Origin of the sequence: Psychromonas marina, from assembly GCF_030161115.1 — a bacterium.
Lineage (GTDB): Bacteria > Pseudomonadota > Gammaproteobacteria > Enterobacterales > Psychromonadaceae > Psychromonas > Psychromonas marina.
In genome coordinates, this window is sequence record NZ_BSPQ01000002.1 from 266,264 (window position 1) to 280,429 (window position 14,166).

The 14,166-nt window shown below is 39.0% G+C and carries 15 protein-coding genes; 5 read left to right on the forward strand and 10 right to left on the reverse strand.

The window, feature by feature from the left end; translation table 11 throughout:
- Positions 1 to 169 precede the first annotated feature (169 nt).
- The 7 genes from rplQ to QQK09_RS05335 form a co-directional block, all read right to left on the reverse strand.
- The gene (gene rplQ, locus QQK09_RS05305) at positions 170 to 550 is read right to left on the reverse strand and encodes a 50S ribosomal protein L17 (RefSeq protein ID WP_284203076.1); all 381 of its coding nucleotides are present in this window, start codon (positions 548 to 550) and stop codon (positions 170 to 172) included.
- Between the two features lie 39 nt (positions 551 to 589).
- Positions 590 to 1,576, reverse strand: a complete 987-nt coding sequence (locus QQK09_RS05310; protein ID WP_284203077.1) for a DNA-directed RNA polymerase subunit alpha — start codon at positions 1,574 to 1,576, stop codon at positions 590 to 592.
- A 25-nt stretch (positions 1,577 to 1,601) separates the two neighbouring features.
- The gene (gene rpsD / locus QQK09_RS05315) at positions 1,602 to 2,222 is read right to left on the reverse strand and encodes a 30S ribosomal protein S4 (protein WP_284203078.1); all 621 of its coding nucleotides are present in this window, start codon (positions 2,220 to 2,222) and stop codon (positions 1,602 to 1,604) included.
- A gap of 33 nt (positions 2,223 to 2,255) precedes the next feature.
- Positions 2,256 to 2,645, reverse strand: coding sequence for a 30S ribosomal protein S11 (rpsK, locus tag QQK09_RS05320; protein WP_019613697.1), 390 nt, complete (start codon positions 2,643 to 2,645; stop codon positions 2,256 to 2,258).
- Between the two features lie 12 nt (positions 2,646 to 2,657).
- On the reverse strand, positions 2,658 to 3,014 hold the full coding sequence (gene rpsM / locus QQK09_RS05325) for a 30S ribosomal protein S13 (RefSeq protein WP_284203079.1): 357 nt from the start codon (positions 3,012 to 3,014) through the stop codon (positions 2,658 to 2,660).
- Between the two features lie 126 nt (positions 3,015 to 3,140).
- On the reverse strand, positions 3,141 to 3,254 hold the full coding sequence (gene rpmJ / locus QQK09_RS05330; RefSeq protein WP_011770886.1) for a 50S ribosomal protein L36: 114 nt from the start codon (positions 3,252 to 3,254) through the stop codon (positions 3,141 to 3,143).
- A gap of 553 nt (positions 3,255 to 3,807) precedes the next feature.
- Complete coding sequence (locus QQK09_RS05335) at positions 3,808 to 4,341, reverse strand: hypothetical protein (protein WP_284203080.1); 534 nt, start codon at positions 4,339 to 4,341, stop codon at positions 3,808 to 3,810.
- Between the two features lie 776 nt (positions 4,342 to 5,117).
- On the opposite strand from QQK09_RS05335, the gene QQK09_RS05340 reads away from it, so the two are divergent.
- Complete coding sequence (locus QQK09_RS05340; protein ID WP_284203081.1) at positions 5,118 to 5,879, forward strand: nucleotidyltransferase family protein; 762 nt, start codon at positions 5,118 to 5,120, stop codon at positions 5,877 to 5,879.
- A 457-nt stretch (positions 5,880 to 6,336) separates the two neighbouring features.
- Entirely contained in the window at positions 6,337 to 7,215 is an 879-nt protein-coding gene (locus tag QQK09_RS05345) for a virulence protein (protein WP_284203082.1), read from the forward strand.
- Positions 7,216 to 7,889: 674 nt separating this feature from the next.
- On the opposite strand, the gene QQK09_RS05350 is transcribed toward QQK09_RS05345, so the two are convergent.
- Entirely contained in the window at positions 7,890 to 8,624 is a 735-nt protein-coding gene (locus tag QQK09_RS05350; protein ID WP_284203083.1) for a metal-dependent hydrolase, read from the reverse strand.
- Between the two features lie 255 nt (positions 8,625 to 8,879).
- On the opposite strand from QQK09_RS05350, the gene QQK09_RS05355 reads away from it, so the two are divergent.
- Positions 8,880 to 9,770: a DUF3553 domain-containing protein gene (locus QQK09_RS05355; RefSeq protein ID WP_284203084.1), complete on the forward strand. Its 891-nt coding sequence runs from the start codon at positions 8,880 to 8,882 to the stop codon at positions 9,768 to 9,770.
- Between the two features lie 1,233 nt (positions 9,771 to 11,003).
- Complete coding sequence (locus tag QQK09_RS05360; RefSeq protein ID WP_284203085.1) at positions 11,004 to 11,621, forward strand: alpha-ketoglutarate-dependent dioxygenase AlkB family protein; 618 nt, start codon at positions 11,004 to 11,006, stop codon at positions 11,619 to 11,621.
- A gap of 5 nt (positions 11,622 to 11,626) precedes the next feature.
- Here QQK09_RS05360 and pspC read toward each other — a convergent pair whose 3' ends face one another.
- Both pspC and pspB read right to left on the reverse strand, forming a co-directional pair.
- Positions 11,627 to 12,010 (reverse strand): envelope stress response membrane protein PspC, encoded by a 384-nt coding sequence (pspC, locus tag QQK09_RS05365; protein WP_284203086.1) that lies wholly within the window; start codon positions 12,008 to 12,010, stop codon positions 11,627 to 11,629.
- Entirely contained in the window at positions 12,003 to 12,227 is a 225-nt protein-coding gene (pspB, locus tag QQK09_RS05370) for an envelope stress response membrane protein PspB (protein WP_284203087.1), read from the reverse strand. Before pspB ends, pspC begins: the two co-directional genes overlap by 8 nt.
- Positions 12,228 to 12,499: 272 nt before the next feature.
- Between pspB and QQK09_RS05375 the strand changes: the two genes are divergently transcribed.
- Positions 12,500 to 14,107, forward strand: coding sequence for a cation:proton antiporter domain-containing protein (locus QQK09_RS05375; RefSeq protein WP_284203088.1), 1,608 nt, complete (start codon positions 12,500 to 12,502; stop codon positions 14,105 to 14,107).
- Positions 14,108 to 14,166 lie beyond the last annotated feature (59 nt).

The following is a 14,166-nucleotide window of genomic DNA, read 5'->3' on the forward strand; positions in this document are numbered from 1 at the left end:
ATATATTCGTGTCCTTACTTGATTGGTAAAAGATCTGGGACCTTTTTAATTTACTGATAGCTGACAGCTAAAAACTGAAAACTTTATTCCAGACACAAAAAAGCCGAACATAAGTTCGGCTTTTTTAAAGTAACTTAGGGATCGTTATAAAACGATCCTTAAAAGAGGCTTACGCTTCTTCGTCAGCTACTACTGGGCGGTCAACCAACTCGATGTAAGCCATAGGAGCTTTATCACCAGTACGGAAACCACATTTAATGATACGTGTGTAACCACCAGGGCGACCCTCGTAACGAGGACCCAATTCATTAAATAGTTTAGCTACAACCGCGTTATCACGCGTGCGAGCAAAAGCTAAACGACGGTTAGCAACGCTATCCGTTTTAGCTAGTGTAATTAAAGGTTCAACTACACGACGAAGTTCTTTTGCTTTAGGTAAAGTAGTCTTAATTACTTCATGTTCAACAATTGAGCTTGCCATATTACGAAACATAGCCTGACGATGGCTGCTGTTTCGGTTAAGTTGACGTCCGCTGTGGCGATGACGCATGACTTAATCCTTATTATTTGTTATTCGACGATTAGTTTATTAATCTTCGATTAGGTTTGCTGGTGGCCAGTCTTCTAAGCGCATGCCTAGAGATAGTCCACGAGACGCAAGAACATCTTTGATCTCAGTTAATGACTTCTTACCTAAGTTAGGCGTTTTAAGAAGTGCAACTTCAGTACATTGTACTAGATCACCGATATAATGAATCGTTTCTGCTTTCAAACAGTTAGCAGAACGAACCGTTAGCTCTAAATCATCTACTGGGCGTAAAAGAATTGGATCAAACGCAGGCGTATCATCTTCAACAACTGGCGTACTTGCTACACGTAAATCAACAAATGCGTCTAATTGCTCAGCTAAAATTGTAGCTGCGCGACGAATTGCTTCTTCCGGATCAAGTGTGCCATCTGTTTCCATATCGATAACAAGCTTGTCTAAATCGGTACGCTGTTCAACACGAGCTGATTCAACATTGTAAGCGATACGCTCAACAGGGCTGAATGTCGCGTCTACTAATAGACGACCAATTGGACGCTCATCTTCTTCAGTATGAATACGTGATGAAGCTGGTACATAACCACGACCTGATTCAATTTTAATGCGCATGCTGATTTCAGCATTGCCCGTTAAATGACAGATCACGTGTTCTGGGTTGACTATCTCTACATCACCATCATGGATGATGTCGCCTGCAGTAACAGGGCCAGCGCCAGATTTAGTTAAGCTAACTAATACTTCGTTTTTACCTTCAAGCTTAACAGCTAGACCTTTTAGGTTAAGAAGAATCTCAAGGATATCTTCTTGTACGCCTTCTTTGGTGCTGTACTCATGTTGTACACCATCAATTTCGACTTCAGTTACCGCTGTGCCAGGCATAGACGATAATAAGATACGACGAAGTGCGTTACCTAACGTGTGGCCGAAACCACGCTCAAGTGGCTCTAAAGTCACTTTTGCTCTCGTTGCGTTGACTTGTTCGATATCAACTAATCTTGGTTTTAGAAAATCAATTACAGAACCCTGCATTTATGTCCTCTCTTAGCGGTTAACTTTACTTAGAGTAAAGTTCGATGATTAACTGTTCGTTAATCTCAGCAGATAAATCTGAACGTTCAGGTTGGCGTGCAAATGTGCCTTCCATCTTCGTTGTATCAACAGAAACCCAACCAAGCGTTTCACGTTGACCAGCAATTTCTAATGCAGCGCCAATACGTGCTTGCTTTTTAGCTTTTTCACGAATTGAAATAACATCGCCAGCTTTCACATTGAAAGAAGGAATGTTTACAACTGTACCGTTAACCATTAGCGCTTTGTGGCTTACTAATTGACGTGATTCAGCGCGTGTAGCACCAAAACCCATACGGTAAACAACATTGTCTAAACGGCCTTCAAGAAGTTGAAGTAAGTTTTCACCAGTGTTGCCTTGCAGACGAGCTGCTTCTTTGTAGTAGTTACGGAATTGCTTTTCAAGTACACCGTACATACGACGAACTTTTTGCTTTTCACGTAGTTGTAAACCGTAGTCAGATAGACGCGGTTTACGCGCACCATGTACACCAGGTGCGTTATCGATTTTACACTTAGAATCGATCGCTCGAACGCCAGATTTAAGAAATAAATCAGTGCCTTCGCGACGGCTAAGCTTAAGCTTAGGACCTAAATATCTTGCCATTGTTCTTTCTCCAATTACCTTAGAAAGTTGCGATTAAACGCGACGTTTCTTTGGTGGACGACAACCATTATGTGGGATTGGTGTAACGTCAGTAATATTAGTCACACGGAAACCCGCCGCGTTTAGTGCGCGAATCGAAGATTCACGACCAGGTCCTGGTCCATTTACAAAAACTTCTACGTTTTTAAGACCGTACTCTTTAGCTGCTTCTGCAGCACGTTCAGCAGCAACCTGTGCAGCGAACGGAGTAGATTTACGAGAACCACGGAAACCAGAACCACCTGCAGTTGCCCAAGAAAGAGCATTACCTTGGCGATCTGTGATAGTGACGATTGTGTTGTTGAAAGACGCATGGATATGAGCCATACCGTCAGCAACTTGCTTTTTAACGCGCTTGCGAGCACGAGTTGGAGTCTTAGCCATTATCTCTTACCCTTATTTTTTGATTGCTTTGCGCGGACCTTTACGAGTACGAGCATTCGTTTTAGAACGCTGTCCACGTACAGGCAAGCTGCGACGATGACGAAGTCCACGGTAACAGCCAAGGTCCATAAGACGCTTGATGTTCATAGAAACTTCACGACGTAAATCACCTTCAACGGTGAAATTAGCTACTTCAGTACGAATAGCTTCGATTTGTGATTCTTCCAGATCTTTAAGCTTCGTTGATTCAGCAAAACCAGTTGCAACACAGATTTTTTGTGCGCTTGTTTTACCGATACCAAAAATTGCAGTTAATGCAACAACGATATGCTTATGATCAGGAACGTTAATGCCAGCGATACGGGCCACTATGCACTCCTTAAATTAAGTGAAATTCATTTGTGAAAAGCCCGAAAGGATGCTCTACAAATGATGATTATAAAAAACTCTATTCTAGTCTATAAAGCTAGAATCTTTTGATATCCAAAATCTGGATTAGCCTTGGCGTTGTTTATGCTTTGGCTCTACACAGATAACACGCACCACACCGTGGCGTTTGATAACTTTGCAGTTACGACAGATTTTTTTAACGGATGCTCGAACTTTCATTGCAACACTCCGGTTAGAAATTTTTACCACTTTGATAGTAGTTATCAGTACCGATAAACTTACAAAATTCAAAGGGTGACGGAATATAGCAAATTTTATCTATTTTTACGAGAATTACTTGATTAGATTTGAATAAATAAATGTTGCCATATTCTAACCAGTAAATCGCGAAGAATATTTTGTAAATCAGTGTCCAAGTACTTATACCAAAGGAATTAATAAAGTGATCATTCTTGCTGGTTAAAATCATCCCTAACTGCGTTGTGAGTTTTATTCCGAACATCCTGTTCTCCACCACTGCGTGGCCAGCTAAAGCTGTTCAAAATCGTTCCATACGATTTTATGAAGTGAGAACAACTATTAAAGAATTAAAGTCTTTAATTTAATTCTCCGATAGAGGATTAACGAAGTTAATCTCTCGAAAGGCTGCAACTCACGCCTTATTAGTAATAATTTTTCCTGCGCAAACTCTGATCACCTATCAAATTCCATTGGTATTACTTGGAAACTGATTTATGGGGGTATTTATTGCTGTACATCGATGTTTACCTATCTATATTGAGTTTTGCAGTAGTACGAGTGCTTTTTTTCCTGTTGCACCTCTGCCTATATTGCGCCTGCCATTTTTAGCTCGTTGCTTAACGTGTAAATAACGTTTGTTGTCTGGGCCGAAGGAGATGTGAAGCGGGCTTTCACTACCATAAAAGTAACACCTATCGAAAGGTAATTCATTGATAACGAACTCTGCAATAAGATGCATCTGGTTTTCGTAACCTGCGACGAGAATATCGCAAGCAGCACCATCTCGTTGGCATATTCTATTTTTTAGACTGTTTAATTCATAGGCTGCATGTTGGTCAAGTTGAGGTGACATATCGCCAGGACTGTTCTTTTTAATGTATTTAAGCAGTTCAAAAGAGGTGAAACCATAGGTGATCGTGACGCTACCGAATTGTTTTTCAATCGGTTCAAGTAGGCTTTCGCAGAGCTGCTGCACTGCTAACTGCGACTCTCGCTGAAAGAGGTTGTTCTTACCTTGATAATCGATATGTTTATGCTGATACCAGTTAATTATTTTATTGTGCATTATTGTCCTTATTGAAAGCTTGTAAATGGTGACGGACTAAATAGATTTAAATGCTGTTGCAAAGGTTGTTGTGCTTTATAGAAGCGAATCAGACCTTTAACTTATGTGATATTTTCATTACATGGTTTGGTTATGTCGCCTTAATTGCATTTCTTTAAAAAAGTGAATAATAAATCAATATTAGTCTTAATTCATTGATTGTAAACAATAGCACCTTAATCATTACTTTCTAGGTGGTTTTATCTGAATGAGCAATATTTTTGACTGTCAGCGATTAGTTAATCTGTCTTTATGGGCTAATCCATTATCGTCTAATAAGACTAACCAGCATTGAATCACTCAATTCTTGCGTTGCAGAAACGATATTTTTATCGTGTGTTACTGCTTAGTTTTTTGATGCTTGATTTTATAGGCAGAGCATTCTCAATTGTAAACTGATGCTTCATCACAAGCATGGTGGTTTCTGCATGAACAAGGGTTGTCGTTGGTTAGCTTCCCAATTTCAAATCACTTTATAATATTAAACTGACCAAAAAATTGCGTAATGAGGGGGAATATGATGACCAATGATGGTGTGGTTTGAAGTGCTAATTTCTAGCAAAATGGACTGTGATAGGCGCTATCAAATGTAAAGATAATAGCGGGTGAACCGTATTTTGTGACCGCTGTCGCAGCTTGCATCTTTACCTCTCTGTATTAGTTGAAAATGACATATTAAGCCTCATGATGGGTAAGAGGGCAGAATAATCTGGCCTCTTATTAGATTGGGAGCATTAATGAATAAATTATTTCAAACCCTTTTTGTCTTATTTGCTATCTCTTCTCAGAGTCATGCAACCCCCGTTAAACAGTTTAAGAGTATTGATGAAAGTAAGCTTTTACCTTTCACTCAATCCAACCTTCAACATAGCTATGCTAAAAACCTTCAAGGCCTTTACAGTATTAAATCGTTTCAGGCGCTTGATATTAACCAGCCTTTTAATGACTTTGAACTGCTTTATCAACGTGCAATCTCAGGGCAAAGTGAACTAGAAAATATAACCGAACTTATTGCATTCGCAACGGGCACACAGGCGCTGTCGTCTGGTGTGAAATCAGAAGCGCGTGCGATGAATAAAATCAATAGTAAACTGGGTGGTCATAGCGAGCAGATAACTGATCTGGCGCGTACTTCGATTGTTTCATCAGATGTCTCTGCATTGGTGAATGTATTTGAATCACTCGAACAACAAACTGAAATATTACGTATAAAAAATCGTTTTAAAACCCCGGGGGCATCGGGCTACAGAGATTTAAGTTTATTAGTGCGTTTACCTGAAACTCAGATTGTTGCGGAAGTGCAATTGCACCTTGAAGCATTCTCAATCATTAAAAATGGGGCAGAGCATGAGAACTATGAACAGATTCAACACATTGAACGTAAGAAAATCAGCGAGAATCGCGCCTTAAATGATATAGAAAGAGCGACGATTGCGAAGCTAAGAAAGGAATCAATGCAGATGTACCAAGGTGCTTGGCATGAGTATTTAAGCGCCTAAACTCGGAATAACCTCAATGCTCTTTTTATCCTGCATTGAGGTTATTTTTAACTGAGTGTAAAAGCACTAACAAGATCATTATTTTTACTTATTAACTCCCCCACACTGCGTTACAACTTCTGACATGATAATAACGATTAACGCCGCTCATCTATCGAAAGGCGTTTACCCTCGTCTTGTTGGTCATCATTTTCCCCGCGTAAATTCTATTCATTATTTAAATCCTAGTCATTTATTTGATTTGGCAATTTACCATACTAAAAAAAGAATATTCCGCTCAAAAACCAGTCAACAGAATGATTTAGCTAGATAAATATATATGTTTAATAATCAAAATAGTCTAAAATACGTGACCTTTATCACGCTTGTTCTACAAACTTGTTAACTACAATCAATTATATATTTCTATCATTCAGTATTAATTGCTGAATAATGACTTTTAAAGGTGCAATAATTTATGTTCAAAATACCTCGCATTTTTTCATTGCTAACGACGCTATTGGTTAGTGTTCAGGTGCATGCAACCGTCACTAATATTTCCTCTGAACGCTACAACCGAAGCTTGCCTTTTTTAGCCCAAGATGCGATTGACCGTGGTTATGAATTGCCTAAACCCTATGGCTTTAGTTTTAATTACATGAAAATGAATCAACCTTTGATTGTTGATTCCGTCGATTTTTATGGACCTAATGGTGGCAGCTTTGATGGGATTGTTGATATTGAGACCAGTAATGCACACCAAGAGTCGGAAACATTAACCTTAAGAGCCGATGCGTGGGTTTTGCCCTTTTTAAATCTGTATGGTGTGCTTGGTTATACACGAGGCAGTAGTCTCGCACCTGTCGCCGTTACTTTGTTTCCTGGCGGTATAGGTGGGGGAATTGGTCCGATACCGTTTGATTTTGAATTGGAATTTGATGGTCCAACCTATGGTGTAGGTGCGACCTTAGTGGGTGGTATCGGTAATTGGTTTGCGATGGTAGATGGTAATTATACGCTTACTGATCTGAATATTTTAGATGGTGAGATCAGCTCAATTGTTATTTCGCCAAGAGTTGGTTATATGACCAAATATAAACAACATGCGATTCAGGTGTGGGTTGGTGCGATGTATCAAAACGTTGAGCAAAAATTTACCGGTACACTGCGTGATATTGGGATCGGTGGTGATGGGGATCTTGGTTCGAGTAAATTTGTTGTTGAACAGCATCTTGAAGATAAATGGAATGGTTTAATTGGTGGGCAAGTTGGCTTAACCCCTAACATCGATTTACTGATGGAAGCGGGCTTTGGTACACGCAGTAGCTTTATGCTTGGTCTTGGTTATCGTTTTTAGTGTGAGTATATCCACCCATCCATGTTGCTGGTTAAATGTGTTATCTGCTTGAACGATTTTAACCAGCATAATAAAGCAACTATTTACTGTAGTTGCTATAAAAAAGCGGTCGTAATATCACGGCGGTCGTTTACTTCTTTTTTTATCTCTTGCCGATGGCGTATTGCTTCGAATCCAATGGTTTTTTGATTCTCTAAAACTCACTGGTGGTTTAGGTTTCACAACGGAAGTTGTTGTCATTTCCATTGAAGATTTTTTCGGTACTTGGTTTTTACCTTTATTTTTTTGTTTAAAAGTAATACAAAAACAATGTGTTATAAGCACTTGAATCTTTTGGGTGAAATGGCATGTTGTAAGCTATTTTTTTAGTGATACTATCTTATTTACAGTCAGACACCAGACAGGCCGCTTAGATAATTTGCTTGTTTGCGCCAATCAATAAAACTGCAAAAGTTACTTAATACAACTCAATGCAAGGCGTTAGTTTCTCGCCCTGTGAGCTTTGTTTTAAAAGACGATAGAAAACTATCCTCAGCAGGTGTTCGCCTAACAATGTTAGGTTGACCTTCAAGATGAAATTGCCTGAGTAAAATAATATTTTTAAAATCACCCTGTTTGCCCTTGGGTGGATGCCTGTGATCAGTTGATGCTTGGCATAGTGTTGCTCATTGTGATTACTCTGCCTTGGTTGTGTTAGGCATTAATTTGAGTTTCGACCAGTTCGTTAATGTAGTGAGTGTCTCGGTTGGTGGTGGGGCGGTATAGGCGAGTCCAGCAATCGCGATAATGGTTAGCAGAGTGATGGTTTTGTTTTTAAATTCAGCTAATTTCAGTGCTGAACCAAATGAACGTTTAATTCTGATATTGCTTAAATCTACGCTGTATAACTCGTCTAGCAGCAGGTGTATAACGCCACCCAGAAATATAAAACCGCCTGCAAGCCAAGCGATGAGGATTGTTTGTTCGCTCACTTGCGAAGTTAATCGCCACACTAAGTGGGTGGTAATGAGTGCCATTAACAGTAAAAACAGTAATGAATGACAACTACCGCGATGTACGGTGATTTTTTCAAATATTGGACGGATCACATATTTCATTATCGCGTAGGTAAGAATGGGCAGAGCAATGAGTTCGATCAAGCTGAATCGTCGTATTCCTGCCGCGCTAACGATATCAGTGCTCACATAGCGCAGCATAATTAACACTGCGCTAAAGGCAAATAAATTAAAAATGATATCCAGAGAGGTGGAGTTGTCGGAATCTATATCCGGTAATAATCCGCCGATGGTGCCTAAAAACCATAAGCCAAGTGCCGTATTAAGGTTGATATGCTCGGCTGATAACAGGGCTGCGGCTGTTAGGCAGGTTGCTACTGCAGCGACATTGAAATGAGTATTAAAATTGGCCATTAATGTTCTTATTTAGAATAGTGAACATCGATTCTATCAACTGCCAGCACATATAAAAATCAGTATCTTGAGTTAATAATGGTGTGTCAGTGTATAGTGGGCAGTGAAGCCCTACATAACGGGTAATAAGCAGGTAACAGCTGTTACTTTAATCAATAAAAGTGGTGTTTTTTATCCGATTTTATTGATTAAATAATGACCAGGTACTACGCTTTTTCTACCTTAAATTTCAGATGCAAAAAAAGGAACAAGAAAGTGGAGTATAAAAAAGGCGAACGCGTTCGACATCCAAAGATTGCCGATTGGGGACTTGGGCAAGTACTTGCTAATAGCTGTGATGACAGCGTTAAAGTTTTTTTTGTCGGTGCAGGCGAGAAGGTATTATCGTTAAAACATGTCCAGCTTGAACATGTTGAGTATAAAAATGCCCATCATCCTGTTTTAGATAATTTGCACACTCAAAAGTCGGAATCTAAATTCAAATATCAGAGTTTAAAGCAATTAGTTTCATGCTTTTTAACACGTTTTCCTGATGGGTTTTATAGTGAAGATTTAAAAAAAGAGCTGCATAACGACACTCAAAAAGCACATCTACAAGCACAAAAACTGTTAAATGAAGAGTTGTTAATTGATTGCATTATTACTGCTGACTATCAGCAGATCAGCGATAATATTCTCGCTGTCGTGAATGCGAGTAGACTGATTCCTGCTGCAGAAAAAAAAGAGTTAAGAGAAACGTTAGCAAAGAAAAATGCACAGAAGAAACTGTCATTATCTCTGTATCAGCTTTTGTATTCTAAAGAGCCACTGCAGGAGCGTTTTGAAAGTTTCAGCCGCGTTTTAGAAGAGTTTAATATCGCGAAGTGGACAATCGTTTCTTATTTTCTGTTTGTTACGCAGCCTAAGCAATATCTTTTCATTAAGCCGACTGTTACGCAACATGCGTCAGAACTTTGTGGTTTTGAAATAAACTTTAAGGCAGAGATTAATTGGTTGACCTACGAGTCAATGCTGAAATTCTCTGATTATCTTTTTACAGAGTTAGAGACATTAAAACCACGCAACATGAACGATGTGCAAGCATTTATAAGTTGCATCATACCGACTAAAAGCATTAAAAGAGCGAAACCTGCAAAACGAATCTGATTAAGTGGGCGACAGTATTTTTTGTAGGTCGCGGCTTTAGCCCGACTTTTTGTGTTTTTTATAAATCGCGCAGCATCATGGTTTTAATGGTTTTAAAAAATAATATCTACGAAGCTATTAAACCCCGTTGGCCTAAAGACCAACCTACGAAATTCGTCATACCCTGTAGGTCGTGGCTTTAGCCCGACGTTTTTAGGTTTATAAACCGCACAGCATGGTGGTTTTAATTGTTTTAAAAATAATGCCTAAAACCATTAAACCCCGTTGGCCTAAAGACCAACCTACGAAAACCATCGATACCTTGTAGGTCGTGGCTTTAGCCCGACGTTTTTTAGGCTTTATGAGTTGCTGTCGCATTATGGTTTTAATGATTTTAAAAAAGAATATCTACGAAGCCATTAAACCCGTTGGCCTAAAGACCAACCTACGAAAACCATCGATACCCTGTAGGTCGTGCCTTTAGTCCGACGTTTTTTTGGGTTTATAAATCGCGCAGCATCGTAGTTTTAATGATTTTAAAATAACACCTAAAACCATTAAACCCGTTGGCCTAAAGACCAACCTACGAAATTCATCATTCCTTGTAGGTCGTGGCTTTAGCCCGACGTTTTTTAGGTTTATGAATAGTGCGGCATCGTGTTTTAATGATTTTAAAATAAACCTAAAACCATTAAACCCGTTGGCCTAAAGACCAACCTACGAAAACCATCATTCCTTGTAGGTCGCGGCTTTAGCCCGACGTTTTTAGGTTTATAAACCGCACAGCATCGTGGTTTTAATGATTTTAAAATAACACCTAAAACCATTAAACCCGTTGGCCTAAAGACCAACCTACGAAATTCATCATTCCTTGTAGGTCGTGGCTTTAGCCCGACGTTTTTTAGGTTTATGAATAGTGCGGCATCGTGGTTTTAATTGTTTTAAAAATAACACCTAAAGCCATTAAACCCCGTTGGCCTAAAGACCAACCTACGAAAACCATCGATACCCTGTAGGTCGTGGCTTTAGTCCGACGTTTTTTTGGGTTTATAAATCGCGCAGCATCGTAGTTTTAATGATTTTAAAATAACACCAAAACCATTAAACCCGTTGGCCTAAAGACCAACCTACGAAATTCATCATTCCTTGTAGGTCGTGGCTTTAGCCCGACGCCTTGGTTTTGTTAATGAGCTACCATCAATACAGAGTTTATCGTATTCTCTTTGGCAGAGATAAATAACATGAGAATAGATAATGACGTTATCACTGTTTGAAGATGAACTGCCAATTGAACTGATTAACAGCGATGGAATGATCACTTGTTGGCAACTGTTATTGCCCGATCAAGAAGCAACGGCGCTATTTGAAGAGCTTTTAAATGTGAATAATTGGCAGCAAGAGACGATTACTTTATACGGTAAACGTTTATTGCAACCTCGTTTAACCGCTTGGTATGGTGAATATGGGGTGAGTGCCGATGGTGGGTATGAGAAATTAGTTCAAACGGTTGATTTCACACCGCGCTTAATGGTGTTAAAAACAGAGATAGAAAGGCTGACGGGTTATCATTTTAATTGTGTGCTCGCGAACTTATATCGCGATGGGCAAGATTCAGTTGGTTATCATGCCGATGATGAGAAGATATTAGGGATAAACCCGGTGATCGCTTCTTACAGTTTAGGCGCAACGCGCCGTTTCTTATTAAAACATAACAGCGATAAATTGCAGAAGGTCGCCTGTGAACTTCAGCATAATAGTCTGATTTTAATGCATGGAGCGTTGCAGCATTATTGGCAACACAGTATTCCTAAAACGCAGCGTAGTGTTGCCCCACGTATTAATCTTACCTTTCGTCTGATAAAACCCCATTAGCCATATTATTTAAATTTCTGATGCATAGTGAAGCGAAATGAGGTGACGTAAGACTCTAAATTTTCTATGCTTTTTTCTGACTTGTTCAGGTCTTGGTCTATTTTTTCTAGAATGTCATGCGCACTTTGCCCGGTTTTCCAAGCTTTATTTTTCATCTGGTATGCCGAGGCAAACGCTTGTTCTTCTGAAAATTTTTGTGGCGCCTCATCTAAGATAAAATAGAGAGCGATATAAGCGACGATCACCCATGTACCTAAGCTAAAGAGGAACAGTGAAAAGGTGATTAATCTTACTAACCAGATTTCGCAGTCGAAGTAGCGTGCTAATCCTGCACAAATTCCGCCTAATTTAGCATTACTCGGATCGCGATAAAGTTTTTTATCAATCATTCTTCCTCCAATTCGGTGCTTCCTTATCTAACACTTGCTCTAGTGTTACTAAACGTTTTTGTAGTGTTTCGGTGCGTTCAATTAATGCTTGCATCTTCTTTTGGTCGTCAGCACTTAAGCCTTGATTGCTTTGTTTTTTTGCTCGGTAATGAAGCACGAGCCAAATCGGTGCGACGAAAATGAGGAAGATCACCAGCGGAGTTGTAATAAAGCTCATTCTATTTCCTTAATCTAGGTAAAGTATTATTTTGTTGATTGTTGACATTATATGCCGCATTCAATTTTTACAGTATAAGGTAAAAAATAAGAAATGGCTAAATATCGTTGTTTATCTCATTTAAGTGTTTCTCTTGATTGGGGCGCTCATGGGATTTTTTAAAATTCAAATTGGTAACTTTTTTATCTTTTGTTTTCTTAAAAAAGAGTTTATTGTAGATCTTACGTGTAACTTATTGATCATAGTAACCATACTTATTCTAAGGGGACAGAATGGACTCGATACTTATTATAATTTCTATCTCGTTGGCAATTGCTAGCATCATCAATATTGTGTTGACCAAGTTTTCTATTTCGCACATCGTTGGTTACATTATTACTGGTACCATTATCAGTAATATATTTGATTTTAATGGTAAATCAGACCTTAGTGCCCTTGAATTAATTGGTGAATTTGGCATTGTTTTTTTAATGTTTACGATTGGTCTGGAGATGTCTTTTAATAAACTTAAAAGACTCAGAAAAATCATTTTTATTAATGGTTTTGTGCAAGTTGTTGGCAGTGCTGTGATTATTTTCTTGATTGCATTTTATGCTGTGCAGCTGGATCTCACCTCGGCGATTATTATTGCGCTTGCCTTTAGCTTGTCGTCCACAGCGATTGTGGTTACTTACCTTAAAAAATCTAAAGATATCGTGACACCCTATGGCGAAAAGTCAGTGGCGATATTAATCTTCCAAGATCTCGCTGTTATTCCTATTTTGTTATTGATCGGATTTTTAGCCAAAGAGGGATTATCGGTCGGCGATGTGTTATTAAAAACATCACTTTATGCGCTATTGGTGATTGTTTTTATGTTCACCTTAGGCAAAAAAATCATTGAGTGGTTATTACATTTTTCTAGTCGTGCACGAATGGAGGAGATGTTTCTTGGTTCGGTACTGACTATTGTGCTTTGTGCTTCGTTATTGGCACATGAGATGGGCTTTACCTACTCATTAGGCGCTTTTATTGCGGGAATGATCATTGCTGAAAGTCAGTTTCATGTCAAAGTCGAATCGGACATTGCTTCCTATAAAGACTTGTTATTAGGGGCGTTCTTCTTTTCGATTGGTACTAAGATAGATGTATTATATTTCTTGAGTCATCTGCATATTGTTGCTGCGGTATTAGTGTCGACGATGCTGATAAAAGCGCTGGTTGTGTATTTCTTGATAAGAAAAGAGTCGAATAAAAGTGATGCGATAAAATCTGCGTTAGCGCTTTGTCAGGTCGGGGAGTTCTCGTTTGCTATTTTTGCCTTGGCGACAAGCCAACAACTACTTTCGCAGGAGCTCGGTGGCTTTCTGATTTTAGTCACGGTGTTGTCGATGATTATCACGCCATTTATGGTCAATAATATCTATAAGATTGCCGCGCTGTTTGTTACTGAATTTTTTGAAGCGGATAAAATCACTCCGGTGAAAATTGACCATCATATTGTTATTTGTGGCTTTGCGACGTTAGGTCGTATCGTGGCCGAGGAGTTAGCAGGTAAAAACAAAAAATTCTTGATCATTTCTGATAATTTACAGCATGTGCAGCTGGCTAGAAAAAGAGGCTATAACGCTTACTTTGGGCATTTAGATAAACAACCGGTACTGGAATCACTGAAAATAGAGCTTTCATCGAGTATTATTTTAACCGTTAACTCGATTAGAAATATACAGATAATTTGTGAGTCGGTATTGGAGTATCACCCACAAGCGAATCTAATAGTAAAAATTAATACTTTGGATGAAAAGAGTGCGTTATCTGACCTCGCGATCAATGCGTTTGTGCATGCTCAACATGAAACCGCTTTGTTATTAGTTAAGCAAAGTGAAGCGACACCTGAATGACTAAGCGGAAATTGTAGTTAATAGGCAAGAAACAATAAGTCAGTTTGTCAGCGTTAACC

Coding starts and splice junctions, on each gene's coding strand:
- rpsK (WP_019613697.1), bottom strand. CDS start 2,645: ATGGCTAAGACTCCAACTCGTGCTCGCAAGCGCGTTAAAAAGCAAGTT.
- pspB (WP_284203087.1), bottom strand. CDS start 12,227: ATGAGCTTTATTACAACTCCGCTGGTGATCTTCCTCATTTTCGTCGCA.
- rpmJ (WP_011770886.1), bottom strand. CDS start 3,254: ATGAAAGTTCGAGCATCCGTTAAAAAAATCTGTCGTAACTGCAAAGTT.
- rpsD (WP_284203078.1), bottom strand. CDS start 2,222: ATGGCAAGATATTTAGGTCCTAAGCTTAAGCTTAGCCGTCGCGAAGGC.
- QQK09_RS05375 (WP_284203088.1), top strand. CDS start 12,500: ATGGACTCGATACTTATTATAATTTCTATCTCGTTGGCAATTGCTAGC.
- rplQ (WP_284203076.1), bottom strand. CDS start 550: ATGCGTCATCGCCACAGCGGACGTCAACTTAACCGAAACAGCAGCCAT.
- QQK09_RS05345 (WP_284203082.1), top strand. CDS start 6,337: ATGTTCAAAATACCTCGCATTTTTTCATTGCTAACGACGCTATTGGTT.
- QQK09_RS05310 (WP_284203077.1), bottom strand. CDS start 1,576: ATGCAGGGTTCTGTAATTGATTTTCTAAAACCAAGATTAGTTGATATC.
- QQK09_RS05340 (WP_284203081.1), top strand. CDS start 5,118: ATGAATAAATTATTTCAAACCCTTTTTGTCTTATTTGCTATCTCTTCT.
- QQK09_RS05350 (WP_284203083.1), bottom strand. CDS start 8,624: ATGGCCAATTTTAATACTCATTTCAATGTCGCTGCAGTAGCAACCTGC.
- QQK09_RS05360 (WP_284203085.1), top strand. CDS start 11,004: ATGACGTTATCACTGTTTGAAGATGAACTGCCAATTGAACTGATTAAC.
- pspC (WP_284203086.1), bottom strand. CDS start 12,010: ATGATTGATAAAAAACTTTATCGCGATCCGAGTAATGCTAAATTAGGC.
- QQK09_RS05335 (WP_284203080.1), bottom strand. CDS start 4,341: ATGCACAATAAAATAATTAACTGGTATCAGCATAAACATATCGATTAT.